The organism is Aquabacterium sp. (assembly GCF_029946005.1).
Taxonomy (GTDB): Bacteria; Pseudomonadota; Gammaproteobacteria; order Burkholderiales; family Burkholderiaceae_C; genus Aquabacterium.
The window spans coordinates 107,686-126,524 of the sequence record NZ_JAQSDR010000039.1 but is presented as its reverse complement, the minus strand read 5'-3'; the positions used below and the strand labels follow the sequence as shown (position 1 = coordinate 126,524).

Sequence of the window (18,839 nt, the reverse complement as noted above, 5' to 3'; positions counted from 1 at the left end):
CCGCCGAAGGCACGACCATGACGGTGACCGCCCTCATCGTGGACACCGCTGGCAATACCAGTGCCACTGGCAGCGACATTGCCATCATCGACACCACGCCCCCGGCACTCGACCTCGATGCCGACAACTCCAGTGGCGTCACTGGCGCGGGCTATGTCACCAGTTATACCGAAGGCTCGGCGCCAGTCCGTTTGTCAGACCTTGACATCAGCCTTTCCAGCTCTCACCCAACCCAGCTGACGGGCGCCACGGTCACACTCACCAATGCCCAGGCCGGTGATGTGCTGTCGGTGCTGAACGCCTTGCCTGCAGGCATCACCGCCGTCGTGGTGGGCAGCACCGTTACCCTGAGCGGCACCGCGTCTCTGGCCGATTACCAGATCGCCATCCGCGACATCGGCTTTTCCAGCACCTCGCCCAATCCGTCCACGGTGAACCGCACGGTCGAAGTCACTGTCACCGATGGCACCAGCCTGAGCAACACCGCTCTGACCACCGTGCAGTTCACCGCCGTCAATGATGCGCCGGTGGTTGGCACCACCACTGGTTACCTGTCGGAAGAAGGGCTGCCGGGTGGTTTGAAGGACAGCAACGGCACCAACGACAACACCGACAGCGCCACGGTCAGCGGCAAAATCACCATGAGTGACGCCGACTCGGCCATCACGTCCGTGACCTTGACTGCCCCCACCGAGCCCGTCATGGCCGCCAACGGTCAAGCCGTCGTCTGGACGAGCGACGGCAACGGCGGATTGATCGGCAAAGATGGCAGCGGCGCTGGTGCCAACACCGTGTTCACCGTGTCGATCGACAACGCGGGCAACTACAGCGCTCAGTTGCTCGCCCCGTTGCACCACGCTTCGGCGGGTGAAGATGTCCTGAACCTGAGCTTCGGCGTCACCGCCAGCGATGGGGCCAAGACGGGCCAGGGTAACTTGACCATCCAGGTGCAAGACGACGCCCCCGGCGTGCTGGGCCCGGTCATCGATTCGGTGGTCACCATCAACACCAACCTGCTCATCACGCTGGACGTGTCGGGCAGCATGAACGATGTCATCAGCGGCACGCAGACACGCCTGAGCCTGGCGGTGGCGTCCATCAAGACCTTGCTGGACAAGTACGACCAGATTGGTGACGTCGCTGTGCGCCTGGTCACTTTCTCAGGCACGGCGCAGGCCTTGGGCAGCACCTGGCTCACCGTCAGCGCGGCCAAGAGCCTGCTGGCCTCGATCACCGCCAGCGGCGGGACCAACTACGACTATGGCCTGAGCGCTGCTGAAACCGCCTTCAACACCTCTGCTGGCAAGCTGATTGGCGCCCAAAACGTGGGCTACTTCTTCTCGGACGGCAACCCCACCTTGTCCAGCGACCGTCCCAACACCAACACCAACCCGGGCGACCAGACCAACGCCAGCTACGGTGATGGCATCGACACTTCCGAAGAGGCCGGTTGGGTCAAGTTCCTCAACGACAACCAGATCAAGTCTTACGCCATTGGCCTGGGCGCTGGTGTCTCAGCCACCTACCTCAACCCCATTGCCCATGATGGCCAGGCGGGGCAGAACCTCAATGGCACCGTGGTCAGCAACCTCAGCCAGTTGGACGCCGTGTTGTCAGGCACGGTCAAGGAGGCCGCGGTCGGTAAACTGTTCACGGCGGGCTCCGTCATGGCCTTGCCAGGTGGCGCTGATGGCTTCGCCCACGTGGACAGCATCACCATCGATGGTCGCGTGTACACCTACGATGCGGCCAACCCCGTGATCACGGTGGCCACCAGCGTGGGCAACCTGACGCTGCACATGGACACTGGCGAGTACACCTATGCCGCACCAGGCGGGCAGGGGGCGGCTGGTTTGACCGAAACCTTCACCTATTCACTGGCCGATGGCGACGGTGACACTACCTCATCGACCCTGACGATCCGGGTTGAAGCCACCAATGTGCAAGCGGGCACCACCGCGATCGACACCTTCAACGGCACGTCGGGCGCCGACATCCTGATGGGCCGCGAAGGCAACGACATCATGAACGGCGGCCTGGGCGATGACCGCCTTTATGGCAACGCTGGCAACGACGTTCTCAATGGCGGTGATGGCCAGGACACCCTCAACGGTGGTTTGGGCAACGACACCCTCAATGGCGGTAATGGCAATGACATCTTGATCGGTGGTCCGGGCAGCGATGTCCTGACCGGTGGCCTGGGTTCGGACACCTTTGCCTGGAACTTCGCCGACCCTGGCGTGGCCACCACCTCGGGCCGTGCGATCGACACCATCAAGGACTTCAACGTGGCGCCCGTGGCCGATGGTGGCGATGTGCTGGATTTGCGTGACCTGCTGCAAGGCGAGAACACCACCGGTGGCAGCGGCAACTTGCACAACTACCTGGACTTCGACACCTCAACCGCGGGCACGACGGTGGTGCGCGTCAGCGCCACAGGTGGTTTCACCAACGGCACCTACGCGTCCGGGCAGGAAACGCAACGCATTGTCCTGGAAGGCGTCAACATCCGCACCGACATTGGCTTGGCTGCCAACGCCACGGACGACCAGATCATCGTCAAACTGTTGCAGCAGAACAAGCTGTTGGTTGACGGCTGAGTGGGGGCAGGGGTCACCTTCACGGTGGCCCATGAAAAAAGCCACGCTTGATGAGCGTGGCTTTTTGCTGCTCGGCGCAACCTGGATCAGCGGAACTTGGCTTGAGGTACCGTCTTCAAATCGCTGGGCAAGCCGCCGATGTAGTGAGACAGCAATTTCAGCTCAGGCAAGGTGAACATCTTGGCCTGGGCAGCCATGATCGGATTGCTGCGCCCGATGGGGCCTTTGCTGTCGGCCTGGTAGGATTTCAGCGCCACGAACAAATAGTCTTCGTACTGGCCCGCCAGCTTGGGGTAGACGTCAATCGGCTTGTTCAAATCAGCGCCGTGGCAAGAGGCGCAGTTGCCTTTTTTCAGCAGAGCGTCGATCTCAGCATTGGGCGCCACGCTCTTGGCCGCGTGGGCCGGCAGGTTCTTGCCACTGGCTTCGTAATAAACCGAGATGTCGGCGATGTCCTGGTCGGTCAGCGACGCCGCGATGCCACGCATGGTGGGGTGCTTGCGCTCGCCCTTCTTGTAAGCGTTCAGGGCTGTGGCGATGTATTTGGCGCTCTGGCCTGAAATCATCGGCACGCGGTGGATTTCCGGAAAGCTGGCCTGGTAGCCCACGATGCCGTGGCAGCCAATGCACATGGCCACTTTTTTCTGCGCCGCGACCGGGTCACCTGGTTTGGTCTCCTGGGCGTGCGCTGCCCCGGTCAGCAGGCCTGCGATGGCAAGGCTCAGGGAACAAATCAGGGAAGGCAGTGTTTTCATGGTTCTGGCGGGAAAAATGCGGGCAGGTGAAAAAACACGAATCGCGCCATTATAGGGAGCGACCTATACTCGAATACAGGATCAACCCGGTTGAGCAATCACATGAAGTTTCAAGGTACAGACCAATACGTCGCCACAGACGACCTCAAACTGGCGGTGAACGCCGCACTGACGCTTCAGCGGCCCCTGCTGATCAAGGGCGAGCCCGGTACCGGCAAAACCATGCTGGCCGAAGAAGTCTCGCAAGCGCTGGGCATGCCACTGTTGCAATGGCACATCAAATCCACCACCAAGGCCCAGCAAGGCCTCTACGAGTACGACGCCGTCAGCCGCCTGCGCGACAGCCAGTTGGGCGAGGAAAAGGTCAAGGACATCCACAACTACATCGTCAAGGGCGTGTTGTGGCAGGCGTTTGATGCCGACCAGCAGGTCGCCTTGCTGATCGACGAGATCGACAAAGCCGACATCGAGTTCCCGAATGACCTTCTGCGCGAAATCGACCGCATGGAGTTCTACGTGTACGAGACACGCCAGCTGGTCAAGGCCAAGCACCGGCCGCTGGTCATCATCACCTCCAACAACGAAAAAGACCTGCCGGACGCCTTCCTGCGCCGCTGCTTCTTCCACTACATCCGCTTCCCCGATGCCACCACGATGAAGAAGATCGTGGACGTGCATTTCCCGGGCATCAAGCAGGAGTTGCTGGCCTCGGCCATGCGGCACTTCTACGAAGTGCGCAACCTGCCGGGCCTGAAGAAAAAGCCCAGCACATCGGAGTTGATCGACTGGCTCAAGCTGCTGCTGGCCGAGGACATCCCGCTCGAAGTGCTGCAAAGCAAGGACGACAAGGCCAGCGTGCCGCCCTTGGTGGGCGCCTTGCTCAAGAACGAGCAAGACCTCAGCCTGTTCGAGCGCCTGGTGGCCATGGCCCGCAACAACCGCTGATCAAGCCGGCCAGGGCTGATCAGGCCGCCACGCGGTCTGGCGCGCTGACCACCTTGTTGCGGCCCTCGGCCTTGGCTTGGTACAGCGCATCGTCGGCACGGCGCAGCAGCGAGGCCAGGGCTTCCAGCGAGTCATTGGCCGTGGCAAGCCCGGTGCTGATGGTGACGGTGATGGTCTCGTCAGCCCAGGGGATGTTGATCTGGCTGATCGCGTGGCGCAAGCGTTCGGCCGCCAGCAGGGCGCCTTCATGCAGCGTGTGGGGCAGCAAAACGCAAAACTCTTCGCCGCCGAAACGTGCCACCCGGTCCACCTCGCGCGCTTGCGCCTGCAGGGCCTGAGACACCGCGCACAGCACCGCGTCCCCGGCGGCATGGCCCAGCCGGTCATTGATGCGTTTGAAATGGTCGATGTCCACCATCAGCACGGTGAAAGGTTCACCAAAGCGGTGCAGGCGCTGGGCCTCGCGGTCCAGCAGGTATTCGATGGCGCGGCGGTTCAACAGGCCAGTCAGCGCGTCGTGGTGGGACAGGTGTTCCAGGCGCCGCACCAAGCGGATGACCACGATGTACCCCAAGACGAAGGCCGACAAAATTGACACCGTCACGCTGGTGAACACCATGCCCACTTGCGCCTGCTGGACATTGCCCAGAAGCCAGGGCCAGGGCGCCCCGGGTAGCAACTCGCTCACGGCCAGGCCGGCAAACATCAAGGCGACGCTGATCAACAGCGCCGAGTGCAGCCAAGCAGTGCCCACCTGGAACTCCGTGCGCAGCGGGCCAAAACATTCTCGGGCCGTGCGCAACATCACCCAGCAAATGATCGCGCCACTGACCACGATGCCGGCCACCCTCCAACCCATCGGCAGGCACAAGCCCAGGCAGAACAAGGTGGTGCCCAAGCCCAGAACCAGGTGTGATCCGTCGGTGTGCCGCAGTTTCAAGAATGCCTGCAAGCCGCGCCGCAGCGATACTGCACCATGCACCACCAGCACGCAGGCCAGCAGCGCCAAAGGGGTGTCGGGCCAGCCATCGTTGAACAACAGGCAAGCCAGCGCCAAACCATTGGACAGGCTGGCCACCAGCCAGTGCATGGCGGCCTTGCGCGACAGACCCAGCCACGTGCCTGCAGCCCACCACATCAAGGTGGTCAGGCCGTGCGTCAACAGCACAAAAGCCAAAAGCAGGTGGCGTACTTCCATGATCAGACCTTAACGGACCTCTAGCCCGTTCTGGGGACAGGGGCAACCCTGAAGGGTTAAAAAATGCAATGCGTCTGCACGGCGCCAGTAAAAGGCCAAAATAGGCGGCAATTCGCAGGACTTCATATGCTCATCGACTTCTTCTTCGCGTTGCGTTCAGCTCGGCTGCCGGTCACCATCCCGGAGTACCTCAGTTTGCTGGAGGCCATCAAGCTCGACGTGATCGAGCCATCGGTGGATGAGTTTTATCACCTTGCGCGAATGTCACTTGTAAAGAATGAGACCCACTTCGATAAATTTGACCGGGCCTTTTCCACCTATTTCAGGGGTGCGAGCGCCGAGGTCGACCTGACCCGTGAAATACCTCTCGAATGGCTGCGCAAGCGATTCGAGCGTGAACTGAGCGCTGCCGACAAAGCCGCCATCGAAGCGATGGGCTGGGACAAGCTCATGGATCGCCTCAAAGAGTTGTTTGAGGAGCAGAAAGAACGCCACGAGGGTGGCAACAAATGGATTGGCACTGGCGGCACCTCGCCGTTCGGCGCGCATGGCTATAACCCCGAAGGCATCCGCATCGGGCAGGACAAATCCCGGCACCGCAGCGCGGTCAAGGTCTGGGACAAGCGCGAGTTCAAGGACTACGACGACACCGTTGAGCTGGACACGCGCAACATCAAGGTGGCTTTGCGGCGCCTGCGCAAGTTCGCGCGCCAGGGTGCGGCCGAAGAGTTTGCGCTCGATGCCACCATCCAGGCCACCGCCGCCAATGCCGGCATGCTGGACATCAAGATGATCCCCGAGCGGCACAACACCGTGAAAGTGATTTTGCTGATGGACGTGGGCGGCTCGATGGACGACCACATCCACCGCGTCGAAGAGATGTTCTCGGCCGCCAAGAGCGAATTCAAGCACCTGGAGTTTTACTACTTCCACAACTGCGTCTACGACTTCATGTGGAAGAACAACCACCGCCGCTTCTCTGAAAAAATCCCCACCTGGGACATCATCCGCAAGTACAACAAGGACTACAAGCTGATCTTTGTGGGCGATGCCACCATGAGCCCCTATGAGATCCTGCAAGCGGGCGGCAGCGTCGAATACAACAACGAAGAGGCCGGTGCCGAGTGGATCCAGCGCCTCACGCATGCCTTCCCGCACCACGCCTGGATCAACCCGGAGCCTGCCGGTGTGTGGGGCTACCGCCAGAGCATTTCCATCATGCAGCAACTGGTGGGCAACCGAATGTTTCCTCTGAGCCTGCAAGGGTTGGAAGGCGCAATGCGGTTGTTGAGCAAATGATTGTTCGCTTCTTGGTTCTGACTTGCGCCGCTTGGGGCCTGATGCCGTCTGTGGCGTGGGCGCAGGACACGGCCGCCTTGCGGCCCCCCGAAGCGGCGGCCAGCGAAGCCCAAGCGCCCCGGGCCGCACGGCGTGCGCCTCTGGTCTGGAAGCTGGACATTGAAGCGCCGGGTGCGCTGGACGACTTGCTGAGCAACTACCTGGACCTGGGTCGTTACCATCAGGAGGCCACGGCCGAAGGGGACAACACCGGCATGGCCATTCGCCGCAGCGAGTTGCGGCGCCTGGTGGCCGCGGCCCCGGATCAGGCACGCAGCCTGCTGGAAGCGCAGGGCTATTTTGCCGCCAAGATCCACACCAGTGTGTCCGACGAGGTCGAAGGGCAGCCCATGATCATCAAGCTGGTGGTTGAGCCAGGCCCCCGCACCAGGGTGAGCCGCGTGCAGATGGTGTTTGAAGGCGATCTGGACACGGCCTTGTCCAAAGAAGAGGCCCATGCCAAGGCGCTGGTGGCCGATCTGGAATCCGAATGGGCCTTGCCAGCGGGCACCATCTTCACGCAGCCCAATTGGTCGGCGGCCAAGAATGGCATGCTGGCGAGGATGCGGGCCAAAGGCTACCCCCTGGCCACCTGGAGCGGTACCTCGGCCACGGTCGATGCCCAGAACAGGACGGCGGCCTTGTTCGTTGTGGCCGACAGCGGGCCCATTTTTCATTTCGGCGACATCTACATTGAGGGCCTGAAAGTGCAGCCAGCCTCGGCGATCCTCAACTTGGCACCGTTTGCCAAAGGCACGATCTACCGCGAGCAGTCTTTGCTGGATTTCCAGGAGCGCGTGCAAAAGCTCAACCTGTTCGACAGCGTCTTCATCAACATGGAGCAGGATCAAAGCCGGGCCGATGGGGCGCCCGTGACCGTGCAGGTTCACGAGCTGTCCTTGCAGCAGGCCACCGTGGGTGTGGGCGTCAGCAGCGACACTGGTCCGCGCATTTCCGTCGAGCACCTGCACCGCCACATCCTGAACCAAGCTTGGCAAGCCAAGACCAAACTGCAACTGGCCAAGATCGACTCCAGTTTGCAGGTGGACCTGATTTCACATCCCAGGCCGGGGCGCAAGCGGTGGCTGGTGTCCGGGCAGTTGGCCAAGGAGACCGACACCTCCGACGCGGTGACCACCAGTGAACGTCTGCGCTTGGGGCAATTGCGGGAAGGCGAGCGGCTGGAGTTGACCCGCTATGTTGAATACCAAAGCGCCCGCGTGAAATCGAAGGCGGGCGAGCAGGTGTCCGACGCCTCTGCCATCAGCGGCACCGTGCAATACGCTTGGCGCGATGTCGACAGCCAGACTTTGCCCACCACCGGCATCACGGCCCTGACTTCGGTGGGCGTGGGCCACAGCTTTGCCACCCGTGAGAGTTCCGGTCCGTTCAGCCGCTTGTATGGCCGCCTGACCTGGTACAAGCCTTTGCGCTGGGGCTGGGACGCCACGACCCGCATCGAAGGTGGCCGCATCTTGTCCCGCGAATCGGTCAGCATCCCTGATCCCTTGCTGTTCCGCGCTGGGGGGGACGAGTCGGTGCGCGGCTATGGCTACCGCTCGATCGGGGTGAGCCGCGACGGCGCGCTCGTGGGCGGGCGTTCAATGACGACGCTCAGTGGCGAGCTGGCCCACCCCTTCCTCAAGAAATACCCCAGCATCCTGGGCGCCGTGTTTTTTGATGCCGGTGGTGTGGCCGACCAGTTTGCCGACATCAAGTTGCAACGAGGCTATGGCGCGGGCATCCGCTGGCGCAGCCCGGTCGGGCCCTTGAAGATCGACCTCGCGTATGGCGAACAGACGCAGAGCTTTCGCATCCACTTCAGCGTCGGGATCACGCTTTGACGAATCAGCCCGCCGCTTTGCCCCCCCGCACCTCGCGGTCGGCCTGGGTGCGACCGCTTTGGGTGGCGAGCACCTTGCTGGTGACCACCTTGCTGGTGTTGGTCGTTCTGGGGCTGAGCGGTCTGTGGTGGGCTTTGCACAAGGAGGCGCCCACGGCGCGCTTGTTGTCCGTGCTGCCCTGGGTGAAGGTGGTTGAACCCAAGGGCGGGCTGTTGACGGGTTTCAGTGCGCAGCGCATGGAGATCAGCCTGCCGCGCGGATCAAGTCTGGTGCTGCTGGAACCGCACTGGCAAGGCTTGAGTTTCCGCCACGATGGCTCGGTGAGCGGGCGCGTGGGGGTGACCGTCGATGCCTTGCAGGCGCGCAGCGTCCATTTGCATTGGGTGTCCTCTCCGCCATCACTCAAGCCCAGTCCGGCACCCACTGGCTTCGACCTGCCGGTGTCGGTGCGTTTGAAGTCGGTCACCGTGGGGGCCTTTAGCAGCAATCTGCTCGAACCCCAGGTTTTGCAGGACCTGGACGCGCGTGTTTTCCTGCAAGAGTCTGTGGGCTCGGAGCACCAGCACCAGGTGGTGTTGAAAAAGCTGTCCGTCCATGGATGGCAGTTGGCCGGGCGGGCGGCCTTGGGCACGCGCCAGTCCATGGCGCTCGATCTGAGCCTGAATGCCGAGCACGCTGCAGCGGGCACCAGCCGCATCGACATTGGTGATGCGCAGTTGCGCTTGAAGGGGCCCTTGCAGAAGCTGGTGGCTGATGGGCAAGTGCAGTTGGGCAAGGGCACCGAAGCGGCGCAGAACTTGACGATGTCGGGCGAAGTGGCCCCCTTCGCTGCTTGGCCCTTGCCCAGGCTGGCGGTACAGGCCAAGGGCCTGAACGTGGCAATGCTGTGGCCGGCCTTGCCCGAGACGGCCCTGTCGGGAACGGTGTTGGTGCAGCCCATGGCGCTGAGTGCCCAACGCAGCAAGCCCGATCTGGCGTTGGACATCGCGCTGACCAATGCCAAGCCCGGTGCCTGGGATGCCCGAGGCTTGCCCTTGTTGCGCGTGGCAGGCCAGGCGGCCTTGCCGATCGCACTCACGGGGGCTTCGGCCGGGCAGCTGAGCAGCCTGGGGCAGGCCGGGCAGTTGGCGATGACGCTGACCCTGCCCAGGACGGGTGGGCAGACCCCCGGCACAGTGCGGGTCAATGGCACCTGGGACCTGGTCACCCCTCAGAAAACACATTTGCAGGCCGACATCCAGGGCTTGGAGCCTCAGGCGCTGGATGGGCGCGCGCCGCCATTGCAGTTGCAGGGCCGCGTCAACGTCCAGTCGGCAGCTTCTGACGGCAAGGCTTGGGAGCGCTGGGCCGTGCAGGCCGAGCTGAAGGGGCAGTACCACAAAGGTCCGGGGACGCCGATCCATCCGGTGGCCGTGAACCTGGATGGGCATTGGTCGCGGGCCCTGATCGACGTCGAAAGCCTGAGCCTCAGTTCGGGCGCGGCGCTGGCCAAGCTGACCGGCCAAGCCAGTCAAACGGGGGAGTCACCGTGGCGGGCCAAGGGGCAGCTTGACCTGTCGAACTTCGACCCGCAGCTTTGGATGCCCTGGCCCGACAAGGCCACGGGCAGCAACCGGCTGCAAGGCCGTGTTCAGTTCGAGGCCGATGCTTTGGGACAGGGCGAGATGACGGGGCGCCTGGATCCCAGCCAGTTGGCGGGCATTCCATTGAACGGCCTGTTGAGCTGGAAGGCGCCTACCGGCCAGCCTGACATGAACGTCAAGGTCGACCTGAACGTGGCGGGTAACCAGTTTGGGTTGACGGGTGTGGTGCCCGTGATCCGGTCGGTGCAAGACGGTGTTCAGTGGGCCGCTGAACGGCCTTTGCGTGGTCAGCTGCATCTTCAGGCCCCGGCCCTCCAGGCTTTGCAGTCCTTGGCCCAATGGTGGGGTTGGCGCGATCTGCAGGGCAAGGCCCAGGGCGAGGTCACCGTGGAGGGCGTGTGGCCTGCCTTGTCCACCCAAGGGCACTTGGACCTGGCCGGTTTGCAAGCCAAGGATGCGGGCGGCACGCTGTACTCGCTGGAGCAGGCCGAAGGCCGTTGGCGGGTCAACGCCGGACAGATGTCTGCGCCGTCCGAGGGGGCGATCACGGTTCGCCAGGCCAAGGTGGGCGGTACCACCTTGGAGCAGTTCAAGGCCGCTTTGGACGGCAGCGCGCAGTCCCACCGCCTGGTGGCGCAAGGCGATGTGCACCTCCCTGTGCGCCAGGAAAAATCGAATCAACCCGAGCCCGTTCCCCGTGTGCACCTGGACGTGTCGGTGGCTGGTGGGGTCCTGGACTCCTTCAGCGGCTGGAAAGGCCAGCTTCAAAAGCTGAGCGTGGTGACCATCGAGCCAGCGCCCCGGGCCTTGCTGTCGGCGCAGGCGGTGGATGTGCAGTGGGCTTCGACCAAGGAGGATCGCCGCCTGGTGGTCAGCCCGACCCTGGTGTCCTTGATGGGCGCCGGTTTGAAGATCCAGGAGTTGAGTTGGCGCGAGCCTCGCCGAGCTGGCGTGACAGGCGGTCAGACCAAGGTCAGCATCGAGCTGGAGCCCATCAAGCTGGCCGAAGTGTTGGCGCGCTGGCAGCCGCAGTCTGGCTGGGGGGGCGACTTGACCGTGGTGGGCCAGCTGCACATGCAGCACAGTCCTGAACAGCCTTGGCGGGTCGATGGCCAGCTGGTTCGGCGCGATGGCGACCTGAGCCTGGCCGAGACCGCGATCGAAGGCAGCATGGTTCAAACCTTGGGCATCAAGCAAGCACGCCTGGAGCTGAAAGCCCGCGAGGGTGTCTGGACCTTGTCCGAGCAGTTTGACGGACGCGTGGTGGGTCTGGTGAACGGCCAGCAAATCGTGCGAACGCAGTCGCGAGACAGCCTGCCCTCCGCGGGCGACAGCCTGGCCGGCACGCTGGACGTGAAGATTGCCAATCTGCGCCCGTGGGGCGTTTGGGCCCCACCGGGGTGGCGCTTGTCTGGGCAAGTGCAGGCCAATGCGGTGCTGTCGGGTACTTTGGGTGCGCCTTTGTACAAGGGTCAGGTGAATGGACAGAACCTGGGGGCCAGTCATGCCTTGCTGGGCGTCAATTTGTCGGAGGGCCTCTTGCAGTTGAGCCTGGATGGTGACCATGCCCGCCTGACGCAGTTCAAGGCCAAAGGCGGTGAGCCAGGCGGCAGCATCAGCCTGGACGGAGATGCGCTGTTGGGTGCCCAGCCCGAAGCCCGGCTGAACCTGTCCGTTGATCACTTTGCCTTGCTTCAGCGGGTGGACCGCCGCCTGCTGGTCAGCGGGCAGGGCAAGCTGATTTTGGGCGCGGAAGACATCAAGGCCGATGGCCGCTTCATGGTGGACGAAGGACTGATCGACATCAGCAAGGCGGACGCCCCGACCATTGGCGACGACGTCAATGTCCTCAATCGACCGGGGGATGCGCCTGCCAATGGCGAGCAAACCGCAGATGCCAGCGCCGTGTCGCCCAAACGCAAAGTTCAGGCGAACATTGAGGTCGACCTGGGGTCCAAGCTGCGCCTGAAGGGCCGGGGCCTGAATTCGCTGCTCGTGGGCAAGCTGACTTTGACCACGCCCAACGGCCGGATGGCGCTGCATGGCACGGTCAAGACCGAGTCGGGCTCGTACGTGGCGTATGCGCAGAACTTGGTGATTGAGCGGGGCTCGATCGCTTTCACGGGCCCCATCGACAACCCCCGGCTGGACATCCAGGCGATGCGCGCCGAATCACCCACCGCGGCAGCGTCTGACGTGAAGGTGGGCGTCACCATCACCGGAACGGCGCAGGACCCGCGTGTGCGGCTGTATTCCGACCCGGCCATGTCGGAGACCGAAAAACTGTCCTGGCTGATCCTGGGCCGTGGTCCGGCTGGCCTGGGTGGGGCCGACATTGGTTTGCTGCAGACCGCCGCGTCGGCCTTGCTGGCGGGCGAGGGCGGCACCCCCAAGGATTCGGTGCTGGGGGCCATCGGCCTGGACGAATTGTCGGTGCGACAGTCCGACAACGGCGACGCGCGCGAAACCGTGGTCAACGTGGGCAAGCAGATCTCGCGCAAGTGGTACGTGGGCTATGAGCGCAGCCTGAATGAAACCGCGGGCAACTGGCAGTTGATCTACCGGCTGGCGCAGCGCTTCACCTTGCGGGCGCAGGCGGGGCAAGACAATGCGCTGGACCTGATCTGGTCCTGGCGGTTTGATTGAAGAGGCCTGGCCCTAGCCCGAGATCAGCACGCTGGATTGCGGCTTGGCAGGATCGTAGAACACCGGCACCTGGGTGCCAGCCGGAAACTTTAGCTGAATGGCCAGCGCTTCAGCCTCCGTGCTGAAGCGGGGCAACAGGGCGCGGATGCGGTTGTTTTTGTAGTTCTGGCCGTTGACGCTGTAGCTGTAGTTGATGTCGATCCGCCATTCACGCGTGAAGCTGGCCCCGTCGTTCGACTCGTTCTCTGCCACCACCCGCGAGTCGATGATCAAGCCGGTAGCTGTGGGCCACTGCGGGCTGGCCTTGCGGTCCTGGTAGCCGCGCCACATCAGGAGGGCCAGCCCCGCAACAACCGCGCCGATGATCCATTTTTCCCAGTCGATGCTCATGGTCTCAGTGTGCCGCAAAGGCGCGACAGGACATTGGCGATATATTCCCCGCATGTCGAACACCAGCCCCTTTTACGCCCACCTGGCCCGCCTGCGTTTCATCAAGCGCTGGGGCTTGATGCGCAACGCCGTCGAAGAAGATGTGGCCCAGCACAGTTGGGAAGTGGCCGTGCTGGCCCATGCTCTGGCGGTGATTCGCCGCGATGTGCTGGGCGTGCCGGTGGACCCCAACGCGGTCGCCGCGCGCGCCTTGTTCCACGACGCGACCGAAGCCATCACGGGCGATCTGCCGACCCCAGTGAAGTATTCGCCGGCCATGCGCCAGGCCACGTCCCATCTGGAGCACGAAGTCAGCCAGGAAATGCTGGCCCTGCTGCCAGCGGCCATCCAGCCCGCGCTGCGCGAGGTCTTGGACCACGAGCAATGGCCTGCCGACCATGCCCAACTGGTCAAGGCCGCCGACCGCCTCGCCGCTTGGTTGAAGTGCCGGGCCGAACTGCGCTACGGCAACACCGAGTTCGAGCAGGCCGCTCAGCAGATCAAGGGCAAGATCGACCAGCACATGATCCCCGAGGTGCGTTACTTCCTGGACCACTTCGGCCCGGCCTTTGAGCTAACGCTCGACTCCCTGATGCGTGGCGACTGACCATGAACGACACCGCTTTGCTCGATCCCTCCTTCGACACCCCCGAAGCCCTGGCCAAGGTGCTGGAAGCGCATCCCGACTACCGTGTGCTGCGCCGTCTGGTGCCGCGCAAAACCTTCGGCCACAAGGCCACGGGTGCCAAGGCCAAGGTGCTGATCCTGGACACCGAAACCACGGGCCTGGACTGGCGCAAGGACAAGATCATCGAATTGGCCCTGCTGCTGGTGGAAGTGGACCTGGAGGCCGGCCTGCCCATCCGCATACTGGAGGTCTACGACGAGCTGGAAGACCCCGGCATGCCCATTCCCGAAGCCGCCCTGCGCGTCACCGGCATCACCGATGAGATGGTCCGTGGCCAGCGCTTGAACGAAGCGCGCATTGCCACCTTGCTGGAAGGTGTGTCGCTGGTCATTGCGCACAATGCCCGTTTTGACCGCGCCTTCGTGGAAGGCCGCCTGCCTGCTTTCGCGGCACTGCCCTGGGCCTGCTCCCTGGCTGAGATTGACTGGAGCGAAGAGGGCCGCGGTTCCGCCAAGCTGGAATTTCTGGCGGCCGAACTGGGCTTGTTTTACGACGCCCACCGGGCCGAGATGGACTGCCATGCCTTGCTGGCGGTGCTGAGCCAGCCCTTGCCAAAATCAGGCCACTCTGGGTTGAAAGCCCTGCTGAACGCCGGCCAAACCACCAGCTACAAGGTGATGGCCACCGGCTCGCCGTTTGATTCGAAAGACGCCTTGAAGGCGCGTGGCTATCGCTGGGACGCCGAGCGCAAGGTTTGGCACACCAGCGCCAACGATGCCGAGCTGCTGGAGGCCGAGTGCACCTGGCTCAAGGCCTCGGTCTATGGTCGGCGTGCGGCGCGCATCGAGATCGAGCAACTCACGGCCATCGATCGGTTCGCCCCACGCTCAGGGCTGCTTCAACTGCGGGATCTGTGAGTCAGTCTGGCCCAGGGTTCTTCAGCGCAGGATGTTGTAGCCCCGGCCCGTCAGGCAGCGCTTGAGCACGCTCATGCGGTCGGCATCATTGGCGGCTTTGCGGCCGATGATGCCCATCGACACCTTCTCGGCAGCGGTGCCCACGGCCCGACTGGCCGTCGTGCTCATGCTGTTGATGTCCTGGTTGGCAATGGCCGCGCACTCAGCGTAGTCCTTGTCATAGATGACCGTGTCGATCTTGCTTTTGTCGACCAGGTCATAGCCGGTGATGGGCACCATGGCGACGTTGGGTTCCAGGCTGGTGCAGGCGGCCAGCGTGGTAACCAGGACGACCGCGGCCAAGAGAGGACATGTGCGCTTCATAGAACCTTGCGCTGGTGGCGATGTCTGATTCTAGGCAGACTTGGCCTGGCCCTTGATGCGCTGAAACAGCGTGACCGCCACCAAAGTCACGCCACCGGCAACAATGCCCACAATGGCATCTACCAGGGTTGGGGTAAGCACCTTGAGCACGCTGCCAATGCCTGAAATGCTGCCCGCGCTTTCAGCCAGGTGGTGAATCCAGTCGTGTGCGGCCGGGATGCCGTGGGTCAGGATGCCCCCACCCACCAGGAACATGGCGATGGTGCCCGCGACGGTGAGCAGGCGCATCAAATGGGGAGCCGATTTGACGATGACTTCGCCGACGCTTTTCTGAACCTGGCCCAGCGAGCCCGGACCCGCGGTGCGGGCCAGGTACAGGCCACCGTCGTCCAACTTGACAATGCCGGCCACCAAACCATAGACCCCCACGGTCATGATGATGGCAATGCCGACCAGCACCGTCAGCTGCGTGGTGAAGGTGGCGCCTGCAACGGTGCCCAGGGTGATGGCGATGATTTCAGCCGACAGGATGAAATCGGTGCGCACGGCGCCCGAGATCTTGTCTTTTTCATATGCGACCAGATCGACCGCCGGATTGGCCAGGGCTTCGACCAAGTCTTGGTGGTGAGCCTCGTCCTCGGCATGGCTGTGCATCAGTTTGTGGGCCACTTTTTCAAAGCCCTCGAAGCACAGGAACAGGCCCCCGATCATGAGCAATGGGGTCACAGCCCAGGGCGCAAAAGCACTGATGGCCAGCGCGGCGGGCACCAGGATGGCCTTGTTGCGCGCCGAGCCTTTGGCCACGGCCCAGACCACAGGCAGCTCCCGGTCGGCCTGCACACCGGACACCTGCTGGGCATTCAGGGCCAGGTCATCGCCCAACACGCCGGTGGTTTTCTTGGCGGCCACCTTGGTCAGTAGGGCCACGTCGTCAAGGATGGTGGCGATGTCGTCAATGAGGGCAAGGAGGCTGCTGCCGGCCATGGGTGAGTCCTGGTATGTAAAGCGGGATGTGCCCCGAAACCTGCATCCTATCGGACTTCAACGGCCGGTTTTCAGCGTGGTCCCAGCATCTGCGCGGGATCGACCCAGCGGTCAAATTCCTCGCCGGTGACGGCATTCAGTGCCAGCGCGGCTTCGCGAAGCGAGCTGCCGTTCTTTTGCGCATGCTTGGCCACGGCCGAGGCCTTGTCGTAGCCAATGTGCGGCGCCAGCGCCGTGACCAGCATCAGCGAGCGTTGCAGCAGCTCTTCTACGCGGGCGTGGTTCACGGTGATGCCCTTGACGCAGTGCTGGCCAAAGCTGCTCATGGCATCAGACAGCAATCGCACGCTGTCCAGCGTGTTCAACGCGATGAGGGGCTTGTAGACATTGAGTTCGAAGTGGCCCTGGCTGGCTGCAAAGCCGATGGCCGCATCGTGGCCCATGACCTGAGCGCACACCATGGTCATGGCCTCAACTTGGGTGGGGTTGACCTTGCCGGGCATGATGGAGCTGCCGGGTTCGTTTTCCGGCAGTTGCAATTCACCCAAGCCAGCGCGCGGGCCGCTGGCCATCAGGCGGATGTCGTTAGCGATTTTGGTCAGGGCCACGGCCAGCATGCGCAAGCTGCCATGAAAAGCCACCAGTGCCTCGTGCCCAGCCATGGCGGCAAACAGGTTGTCGGCTTGGTGCAAAGGCAGTTGCAGGTGCTGACCCAGCAGTGCGGCCACGCGGGTTCCGAACGCCGGGTGCGTGTTCAAGCCAGTGCCCACGGCTGTGCCGCCAATGGCCAATGCATGCACCGATTGCAAAGCGTGATCGATGGCTTGGTGGCACAAGGCCAACTGGGCCTGGTAGCCGCCGAACTCCTGGCCCAGGGTCACGGGTGTGGCGTCTTGCCAATGGGTGCGGCCAATCTTGACCACATCGGCATGCGCCGTGGCTTTCTCTGCCAGCAAGCTGCGCAGGACCTCCAGCGTGGGCAACAAGCGTGTCTGCGCCTCCCTGGCCACGGCCACGTGCATGGCCGTGGGGAACACATCGTTGGACGACTGGCCGAGGTTCACGTCGTCATTGGGGTGCACCAGGCGTTGGTCGCCCAGGCTGCCCCCCAAGGCTTGCGAAGCCAGGTTGGCGATGACCTCATTGACGTTCATATTGCTTTGCGTGCCCGAGCCGGTTTGCCACACCGACAGCGGAAACTCGGCATCGAACTGTCCCAGGGCCACTTGCTGCGCGGCGCTGGCAATGGCTTGCGCTTTGGCCGAGTCCAGCAGGCCCAGATCCTGGTTGGTGCGCGCGGCTGCCCATTTGATCCACGCCAGAGCATGGATCAGGGGCAGGGGCATGCGTTGCTCGCCAATGGCGAAGAAGTACAGGCTGCGCGCGGTCTGGGCAGCCCACAGGGCCTCTGCGGGCACATCGATGGGGCCGAAGCTGTCGGTCTCGGTGCGGGTGGCGGTCATGCGGGTCTCCTCAGGCAAGGGGCCAGCATAGCCTTGGCAAAATCACCCTTCCGCGCAGGGGGCGGTTGGATGATCCCGTGGTCAGCCGCGAGCGTCGAACTGCAACACCGCTGCCGACATGCGCTGCAGTGGCAGCACTTCGTCGACGGCGCCGAGTTTGATGGCTTCCTTGGGCATGCCGAAGACCACGCAACTCGCTTCGTCCTGAGCGAGCGTGCGGGCGCCTCCGTCGTGCAGCAATTTCATGCCGCGCGCGCCGTCGTCACCCATGCCGGTGAGGATGATGGCCAGCACGTCTTTGCCAGCGCACTCGGCGGCGGAGCGAAACAGCACGTCCACTGACGGCGTGTGGCGGTTCACGGGCGGACCATCGACGACGCAGGCGAAGTACTGGCCTCCCGCCTTGCGCAGCTTCATGTGGCGCCCGCCCGGGGCGATGAGCACGACACCGCGTTCGAGGCGATCTCCGTCACGTGCTTCGCGCACGTTGACTGCGCACAGCCCGTCCAGCCGTTGCGCATACATGGCGGTGAACTTCTCCGGCATGTGCTGCACGATGGCAATGCCCGGGCTGTCGGCCGGCAAGGCGGTGAGCATCAGTTCCAGCGCTTGGCAGCCGCCGGTTGAACTGCCGATCACCACCGGCTTGTTGACCGACAGCGTGTGCAGGCCGACCACCGCCGGGCGCGGCGCCGCAGGCCGATCACCCTGGGTGGGCGCGGTGGCCGATCGGGGCGCGTGAGGCCGGGAGCGAGCCGCTGTTTTCAGCGTCTGCACCAGCTCGCGCCGTGACTCCTCGAGGTACTGCTTCAAACCCAGCCGGGGCTTCGATACCACGGCCACCGCACCGGCAGCGAGAGCCTCGAGTGCGATCTGGCTGCCAGTGGTGGTGAGTGTCGAGCAGATCACGGTGGGAATGGGCGACTCCTCCATGATCTGCCGCAGGAAGGTCAGCCCATCCATGCCCGGCATCTCGATGTCCAGCAGCAGCACGTCCGGTCGGGTCTTGCGGATCACCGGGGCGGCGATCAGCGGGTTGGGCGCGCTGCCCATCAATTCGATCTCGGGGTCACCCTGAAGCAGGTGCATCAGTGTCTGGCGCACCACAGCGGAGTCGTCCACCACATAAACCTTGATTGCCATGCT

The 18,839-nt window shown here is 63.4% G+C and carries 14 protein-coding genes; 7 read left to right on the top strand and 7 right to left on the bottom strand.

Annotation, left to right across the window (positions count from 1 at the left end):
- The coding region (locus tag PSV38_RS19425; RefSeq protein WP_300550443.1) for a type I secretion C-terminal target domain-containing protein at window positions 1–2,600 on the top strand (2,600 nt) is incomplete at its 5' end.
- An 86-nt stretch (window positions 2,601–2,686) separates the two neighbouring features.
- Here the strand turns inward: PSV38_RS19425 and PSV38_RS19420 are convergent.
- On the bottom strand, window positions 2,687–3,355 hold the full coding sequence (locus PSV38_RS19420; RefSeq protein WP_300550442.1) for a c-type cytochrome: 669 nt from the start codon (window positions 3,353–3,355) through the stop codon (window positions 2,687–2,689).
- Window positions 3,356–3,457: 102 nt separating this feature from the next.
- On the opposite strand from PSV38_RS19420, the gene PSV38_RS19415 reads away from it, so the two are divergent.
- Complete coding sequence (locus PSV38_RS19415) at window positions 3,458–4,300, top strand: MoxR family ATPase (RefSeq protein WP_300550440.1); 843 nt, start codon at window positions 3,458–3,460, stop codon at window positions 4,298–4,300.
- 19 nt (window positions 4,301–4,319) lie between these two features.
- Here PSV38_RS19415 and PSV38_RS19410 read toward each other — a convergent pair whose 3' ends face one another.
- Complete coding sequence (locus tag PSV38_RS19410; protein ID WP_300550438.1) at window positions 4,320–5,498, bottom strand: diguanylate cyclase; 1,179 nt, start codon at window positions 5,496–5,498, stop codon at window positions 4,320–4,322.
- Window positions 5,499–5,624: 126 nt separating this feature from the next.
- Between PSV38_RS19410 and PSV38_RS19405 the strand changes: the two genes are divergently transcribed.
- From PSV38_RS19405 to PSV38_RS19395, 3 genes are read left to right on the top strand one after another with little or no spacing between them, the layout of a single operon-like run.
- The gene (locus PSV38_RS19405; protein WP_300550436.1) at window positions 5,625–6,797 is read left to right on the top strand and encodes a VWA domain-containing protein; all 1,173 of its coding nucleotides are present in this window, start codon (window positions 5,625–5,627) and stop codon (window positions 6,795–6,797) included.
- Window positions 6,794–8,680, top strand: a complete 1,887-nt coding sequence (locus PSV38_RS19400) for a BamA/TamA family outer membrane protein (RefSeq protein ID WP_300550434.1) — start codon at window positions 6,794–6,796, stop codon at window positions 8,678–8,680. Before PSV38_RS19405 ends, PSV38_RS19400 begins: the two co-directional genes overlap by 4 nt.
- Window positions 8,677–12,909, top strand: a complete 4,233-nt coding sequence (locus PSV38_RS19395) for a translocation/assembly module TamB domain-containing protein (protein WP_300550432.1) — start codon at window positions 8,677–8,679, stop codon at window positions 12,907–12,909. The genes PSV38_RS19400 and PSV38_RS19395 overlap by 4 nt, the downstream gene beginning before the upstream one ends.
- Window positions 12,910–12,921: 12 nt before the next feature.
- Here the strand turns inward: PSV38_RS19395 and PSV38_RS19390 are convergent, their stop codons facing one another.
- Window positions 12,922–13,299 (bottom strand): DUF3592 domain-containing protein, encoded by a 378-nt coding sequence (locus PSV38_RS19390; RefSeq protein ID WP_300550430.1) that lies wholly within the window; start codon window positions 13,297–13,299, stop codon window positions 12,922–12,924.
- Between the two features lie 52 nt (window positions 13,300–13,351).
- Here PSV38_RS19390 and yfbR point away from each other — a divergent pair, with 52 nt between their 5' ends.
- Together yfbR and PSV38_RS19380 are read left to right on the top strand one after the other, a co-directional pair.
- Window positions 13,352–13,945 (top strand): 5'-deoxynucleotidase, encoded by a 594-nt coding sequence (yfbR, locus tag PSV38_RS19385; protein WP_300550429.1) that lies wholly within the window; start codon window positions 13,352–13,354, stop codon window positions 13,943–13,945.
- Between the two features lie 2 nt (window positions 13,946–13,947).
- Window positions 13,948–14,883, top strand: coding sequence for a 3'-5' exonuclease (locus PSV38_RS19380; protein WP_300550427.1), 936 nt, complete (start codon window positions 13,948–13,950; stop codon window positions 14,881–14,883).
- A gap of 21 nt (window positions 14,884–14,904) precedes the next feature.
- Here PSV38_RS19380 and PSV38_RS19375 read toward each other — a convergent pair whose 3' ends face one another.
- From PSV38_RS19375 to PSV38_RS19360, 4 genes are all read right to left on the bottom strand, one after another.
- Window positions 14,905–15,225: a hypothetical protein gene (locus PSV38_RS19375; RefSeq protein WP_300550425.1), complete on the bottom strand. Its 321-nt coding sequence runs from the start codon at window positions 15,223–15,225 to the stop codon at window positions 14,905–14,907.
- 51 nt (window positions 15,226–15,276) lie between these two features.
- A complete protein-coding gene (locus tag PSV38_RS19370) occupies window positions 15,277–16,230 on the bottom strand; it encodes a DUF808 domain-containing protein (RefSeq protein WP_300550424.1) in 954 nt (317 codons plus the stop codon).
- A 71-nt stretch (window positions 16,231–16,301) separates the two neighbouring features.
- On the bottom strand, window positions 16,302–17,693 hold the full coding sequence (fumC, locus tag PSV38_RS19365; protein ID WP_300550422.1) for a class II fumarate hydratase: 1,392 nt from the start codon (window positions 17,691–17,693) through the stop codon (window positions 16,302–16,304).
- Between the two features lie 81 nt (window positions 17,694–17,774).
- Window positions 17,775–18,836, bottom strand: coding sequence for a chemotaxis response regulator protein-glutamate methylesterase (locus PSV38_RS19360; RefSeq protein ID WP_300550420.1), 1,062 nt, complete (start codon window positions 18,834–18,836; stop codon window positions 17,775–17,777).
- Window positions 18,837–18,839 lie beyond the last annotated feature (3 nt).